At 30.0% G+C, this 6,509-nt stretch carries 5 protein-coding genes; 2 read left to right on the forward strand and 3 right to left on the reverse strand.

All coding sequences use genetic code 11. The features are described 5' to 3' along the window. A partial coding sequence (locus OIO11_RS12185) for an ATPase (protein WP_268071734.1) occupies nt 1-939 on the forward strand: 939 nt, incomplete at its 5' end. A 75-nt stretch (nt 940-1,014) separates the two neighbouring features. On the opposite strand, the gene OIO11_RS12190 is transcribed toward OIO11_RS12185, so the two are convergent. Beyond that, entirely contained in the window at nt 1,015-3,141 is a 2,127-nt protein-coding gene (locus OIO11_RS12190) for a HelD family protein (RefSeq protein ID WP_268071735.1), read from the reverse strand. 25 nt (nt 3,142-3,166) lie between these two features. After that, nucleotides 3,167-5,071: an ATP-dependent zinc metalloprotease FtsH gene (gene ftsH, locus OIO11_RS12195; RefSeq protein ID WP_268071736.1), complete on the reverse strand. Its 1,905-nt coding sequence runs from the start codon at nt 5,069-5,071 to the stop codon at nt 3,167-3,169. Nucleotides 5,072-5,710: 639 nt separating this feature from the next. Between ftsH and OIO11_RS12200 the strand changes: the two genes are divergently transcribed. Beyond that, nucleotides 5,711-6,286 (forward strand): glycerol-3-phosphate responsive antiterminator, encoded by a 576-nt coding sequence (locus tag OIO11_RS12200; RefSeq protein WP_268071737.1) that lies wholly within the window; start codon nt 5,711-5,713, stop codon nt 6,284-6,286. 49 nt (nt 6,287-6,335) lie between these two features. Here the strand turns inward: OIO11_RS12200 and OIO11_RS12205 are convergent. Beyond that, a partial coding sequence (locus OIO11_RS12205; protein WP_268071738.1) for a DUF1667 domain-containing protein occupies nt 6,336-6,509 on the reverse strand: 174 nt, incomplete at its 5' end.

Here is a 6,509-nt window from a genome sequence, read left to right on the forward strand (position 1 = left end):
TACTTTAATGAAAAAGGCTATGATATAGAATATCATCACTGTTCTTCTGATAATACTTCCTTAGATGGAGTGGTTATTAAAGAGTTAAATATAGCTTTACTTGATGGAACCGCACCACATGTAGTTGACCCTATAAATCCTGGTGCTGTTGATGAAATCCTAAATATGGGAGAATGTTGGAATGAAGATGGTTTTAAAGCTCATAGAAATGCAATAATCTCTATAAACAAACAAGTAGGCAAAACATTTAAACATGCATACAGGTATATTGGTGCTTCTAGAATAATTCATGATGATTGGAGCAGCTATAATTCTGAGGCATTGAATATATCTAAATTGAATAATTTTAAAGAAGACTTGAAAAATGAATTATTTAAAAACACTGATGTTTCAATCACAGCTAAATGCAGACATTTATTTGCAACTGCCTTTACTCCAAACGGAATAGTAACTTATATCGATTCAATCGCCAAAAATTACAAGCATGTATATGTATTAAAAGGCGGTCCTGGAACTGGAAAAACTTCAACACTATCATACATCTTAGAAGAGGCTGTAAAACGTGGATTATATGTGGAAGTCTATCATGACCCATTAATTCCTGAAAGAATAGAGCATATATGCATACCAAATCTAAGTACTGCCATATTAACCTCAAATGAAATAAATACAAGTGATTCTGCTGGAAAGCAAATCAATATGAGTGACTTCCAAAATAAAGTTCTTCTCAACAGAAATAAAGCTAATATTGAAAAGTCTCAAGAAACCTTCTATTTGCTTCTTAATAAAGGATTAAGCATTATATCTGAAGCAAAACTTCTTCACGATGAACTTGAAAAACACTTTATACCAAATATGAATTTTGATAAAGTACAAGAAAAAATCGACGAGGTTATCGCTAAAATTTTAAAATATGAAAAAGAATATAAACATCTATAAATTCTTATAATTAAACCCCCTATGCATGCATAGGGGGTTTAATTTCTCAATAATTAAATTCTAAGTTACATATTTTTAAATGTTTATATTATAAACATAAAGCTCATGCAGTGCTCTTGTTGACATAACATACTTTAACTTATCTTCTTTTAATTCTTCATATGCTTGAGAATTAACGATAATAACTGCATCAAATTCCAATCCTTTTGCAAAATATGCAGGAATAACTATTTCTCCTTTGTTATAAATTATATCCTCTCTGTCTAAAACCTTTATTCCTGTCTTTTCTCTAATTAAAGAAGCTATTTTTTTAGTTTCTTCAAGATTTTTGCATACTATTGCAATACTTTCAAATCCTTCATTTCTCAATTTATGAATAGTCTCACGAACTTCTTCTACAAATTCTTCTTTTGATTTGAAGTCTTTCTCTATAACTTTCTCTCCATTTCTTACTAGTGGAACTATCTTATCATCCTTTAGATAGTTATTTGCATATTCCATAATTTCTTTAGTCGACCTGTAGCTCTTATTTAAATTAAACTGTTCTACATTATCCATTACCTTATCAAGCTTTAACATAGATACTTCCCCTATAACAGGTAATAATCTCTGATTCCTGTCTCCAACAATCGTAAAGCCATTAGCTTTAGTTAATTCCTTAATTACTATAAACTGAAGCAAGCTGTAATCCTGTGCTTCATCTATAACAACATGCTTGATTTCTTCATCCAGCTTTAATCCTTCCAGTTTAATCTTCAAATATAAAATAGGAGCTAAATCATCTACTGTTAATTGCTTATTTCCATTCAAGTCATTGTATAAAGTTATAACTTCTTCATTATCCAACCAATCTAAGGATTTTTTTGAAATTATTACTTCCTGTATAACTTCTCTAATTTTTAATCTTTTTTGGAACATTAAGCTAGTTTCTTCTAAAATTCTTTCCTCTTCACTTAATTTGGCAATAGATTCTCTATACACTTTTTCTATTTCTCTTACTTTTTCATCTCTAACATCTCTAATCTTTGCAAAAAGTATTCTCTTTATTTTCTTACTTCTTCTAAATAAAGGCATATATTCATAGTAATCAAAAAGCTCTTTTACAGATTCTTCTGGTACTATTACCTGATTCTGAAAAATAACATTCTCAATCTTGAAATACTTTTCATTTAAAGCCTCTATAAACTTGTCTAACTCTTTAATAAATCCTTCTGAAATTTTAAAGAGTACTTCTTTAGTAAAGTCTTCGTCTTTATTTATTATTTTCTCCATATACTCTCTAAAATCCATAATATTATTTATATCTAAAAGATCAAGAGTAAATTCCGTAAAAGTCTGCTGTTTTACTCCTATTTCTCCCAGACTTGGCAGAACAGTTGATATATATTCCATAAATATATTATTAGGACCCAATATAAGAACCTTATCCTGAAGAATCTTTCTATAATTATATAGCAGATATGCTACTCTATGAAGAGCTATTGTAGTCTTTCCGCTTCCTGCTACTCCATCTACAACTATTGTTTTTTCTCTAGGCAGCCTTATAATATTATCCTGTTCCTGTTGAATGGTCATAATTATATCTTTTAGTTTTTCTTCAGCCTTTTTACTTAAAACCATTTGTAATATTTCATCTTTAACATCTATTTCTGAATCAAACATTCCTAAAAGCTTTTCTTTTTTTATAATAAACTGTCTTTTTCCTTCTATATCAACTTCAACTTTTCCCATAGGAGCATCATACTTAGCATCCCCAAGCTTTCCTGCATAAAATAAAGCCGCTACTGGTGCTCTCCAATCTACAACTACTGGTTCATAAGCTTCCTGTGGAGTGATTCCAAATCTACCTATATATATGGAATCTCGGTCTTCAAACTCCTTCTCTTTGAAAGTAACTTTTCCAAAATAAGGAGAAGGTTGAAGTATAGTAAGCTCTTTAAACTTTCTATCAATTGCTTTAAAACTCTCTTCCCTTACAAATCTTTCATGATCGAAATACTCAATTAGCTTATCTTCATCATCTCTATATTCTTCTACCGCCTTTTTTCTACTATCAATCAAATATTGAGTAATATTCTTTCTTTTTTCAATATAATTTATAAGTTCAGTTTTTATTATTTCAACAGTTTCTTCCAGCTTTTGTTTTTCAGCTTCTAGTTGAATCTCTTTCTCAATTTCTTTTTCCAACTCATTATTTGGCATTAACTTCAACTCTTTTCTAAATAAATTATTGCATGTTTTCTTCTTTTTGCTCTTCTTTATCTAATACTATTTGTGCCTTTTCTTCTTTAGATAATTCTTCTGGATATTCCATTCTAACCATTTCCATAAATTCTTCACCCATTAAAGTTTCTTTTTCAATAAGTCTTTCAGAAATAGTTGTAAGTAATTCTCTGTTATCTTGTAAAATTTCAATTGCTTTTTGGTGGGCTGATTTTATTATCTTTAAAGTTTCTTCATCAATTACAGCTTCTGTTTGTGCACTACAATTTCTAACCGGTCTGCCGTCAAGATATCTATTAGAAACTGATTCTAGTGCCATCATATCAAATCTATCTGTCATACCATAAATAGTAACCATATTTCTTGCAGTTTGAGTTGCTTTTTCAATATCATTTGATGCACCTGTTGATATTGTATTAAATTCTACTTCCTCAGCAGCTCTACCCCCAAGCATCACTTTTATTTTGTCCATCATTTCTTCTTTACTTACCAAATATTTTTCCTCTTCTGGAAGCTGCATAGTATATCCTAGCGCTCCCATTGTTCTTGGAACTATAGTGATTTTATGAACAGGGTCTGTATGCTTTAGTAGAGCTGCTACCAATGCATGACCAACTTCGTGGAAAGCAACAGTTCTCTTTTCCTTATCAGACATTATTCTGTCCTTTTTCTCTTTACCAGCAATTATTATTTCAATTGCTTCTTCCAAATCCTCTTGTATAACTGCTTTTCTTCCCTTTTTAACTGCAAGGAGTGCAGCTTCATTTATTATATTGGCAAGGTCTGCACCTACTGCACCTGGAGTTGATCTAGCAATAGCTTCAAGATTCACATCATCTGCCATTTTTACTTCTTTTGCATGAACTTTTAAGATTGATTCTCTTCCTTTTAAATCTGGAGTATCTACAATAACTCTTCTGTCAAATCTACCTGGTCTTAATAGTGCTTTGTCTAAAACTTCCGGTCTATTTGTAGCGGCAAGTATTACAACTCCTTTTGAAGCATCAAACCCATCCATTTGTGCCAGAAGCTGATTCAAAGTTTGTTCTCTTTCATCATTTCCCCCACCGACTCCACTATCTCTACTTTTACCTATAGCATCAATTTCATCAATAAACACTATACATGGTGCCTTTTCTTCTGCTTGTTTGAATAAATCTCTAACTCGGGCAGCTCCCATACCTACAAACATCTCTACAAAGCTGGAACCAGATAAAGAGAAAAATGGAACCTTAGCCTCACCAGCTACTGCCTTTGCAAGAAGTGTTTTTCCTGTTCCAGGAGGTCCTACTAAAAGAGCACCTTTGGGAAGCTTAGCACCTATTTCAATATACTTTTCAGGGTTATGTAAAAAATCAACAATTTCAACTAAAGACTCTTTTGCCTCATCTTGTCCTGCTACATCTGCAAAAGTTTTTCCAGTTTCATTCTCAGCATAAATTTTAGCATTATTTTTGCCAAAAGACATAACCCCACTGCCCATTCTTTTTTCCATACTTCCAAATATGATTCTACCTATTACAATAAATATTAATAAAGGCAGTATCCACTCTACGAAAAAGTTCATAAAAGGATTATTATTTTTCACAGGACCATCGTATTTAATTCCTGCTTCCTTTAATTCATCTAATAAATCTGATAAATTCTGCTTTTCAATATTAGCTGTATAAAGTACTTTTTTCTCTTCACCATTTTTAACTTTAGGCATTATTACTAATTCATTATCAGTTATTTGTACTTCTTCAATCTTTTTCTCTGAAAGCATTTTTTCAAACTCACTATACTTGATATGCTGTGTTCCAAAACTTTTCATAACTGAGTTCAATGCGATAAGCAGTATTAGAACACCAGCAACATAATAAATCAAGTATTTAAATTTTTTGCTATTAAACATTCTATGTCCTCCCATAAAATTACTTTAAAATAAAATTAATTTATAATTATTGTATTTTTGCCAAAACAAATTATAAACAGTCATATCCAATGCTGCTTTTACACTTGTATTACCATTATAGTATTATCTATTATTGACATAAATTCTTCTAAATTATCAATAATTATTTTATTGTCATAGATAATACCTACCACAATTTTTGTTAAAAATAATCTTTAATAGTTATTATACCTTTAATACTGCTTGCCTACAAGTCTTAAGATGTTTGTACATTTATTATGGATGTAAGAAATATATGGTCATTTGATAAAAAATTTCATACTAATTTAAATAATACTAATCATTTTGTTGACATTGAAATAAAGTAATAATACAATATAAACTAGGAGTAGAAATTTTATACTTCATAAAAATAAATATAGCATAATTTAATTAAAGTATTTATTAATAAATAGTAAACTTATAATTATTAATAAATAAAACCATAAGTCATACATGGAATCGAAATCTCGTATTTCCCTCCCACATCCATGTATGGCGTTTTTTATTTACTCTCTTGGTAAAAATTGTAATTTAATTTAGCTCCAAGCTTTTTAATTGCATATATAATGCAATTATAGTATTATATAGGTGAATATAGTAAAAAAAGTAGGAGTGAACATATTGAAGAATGAATTTTTTGATAGAATACAGATAAGTCCAATAATTGCTGCTGTTAAAGACCTTGATAAACTGGACAGTGCCATAGAATCTCCTTGTGAAATTATTTTTCTTCTTAAAGGAGACATTTTTAACTTAAGAGAAATCGTTAACAAAGTAAAAAATCAAGGTAAAAGTATATTTATTCACATAGATTTAATAGATGGATTTTCTAAAAATGTAACAGCATTAAAATATATACACGAACATATTAAGCCTGATGGTATAATCTCAACAAAGGCTACTTTGATTAAAGCTGCAAAAGAAATGAAAATGTTTGCAATACAAAGATTTTTTATTCTTGATTCTCTATCTTTAAACAACGCTGTAGAAGCTATGAGAACTCTTCATCCTGATGCAGTAGAAATTTTACCAGGAATTATGGGTAAAATAACTGAAACATTACATCACCAGACAAGAAAACCTATTATTACTGGTGGCTTGATAAAAGATAAGGAAGATGTAATTGAAAGCATAAAATCAGGAGCTATAGGCATTTCTACAACTGACGAAAAAATTTGGTATATGTAAAAAAGGCGATAAAATCGCCTTTTTTTTTACATATACCTATGTAGCAAACTTATATAGCCTTAATTTTTTTAGTAGCAATTACATTTACACCAGTACCAGCAAAGTTTTCTAAAACAACATCACCAATATTTACAGGTGCTTTAACTGCTAATCCTTTTAGAGCTTTTACACATTCAAAAATCTTATCCTTTGGTATATCTGCCTCTGTTTTTACAGGAACAAC

The organism is Clostridium sp. ZS2-4, assembly GCF_026719745.1.
Lineage (GTDB): Bacteria > Bacillota > Clostridia > Clostridiales > Clostridiaceae > Clostridium_H.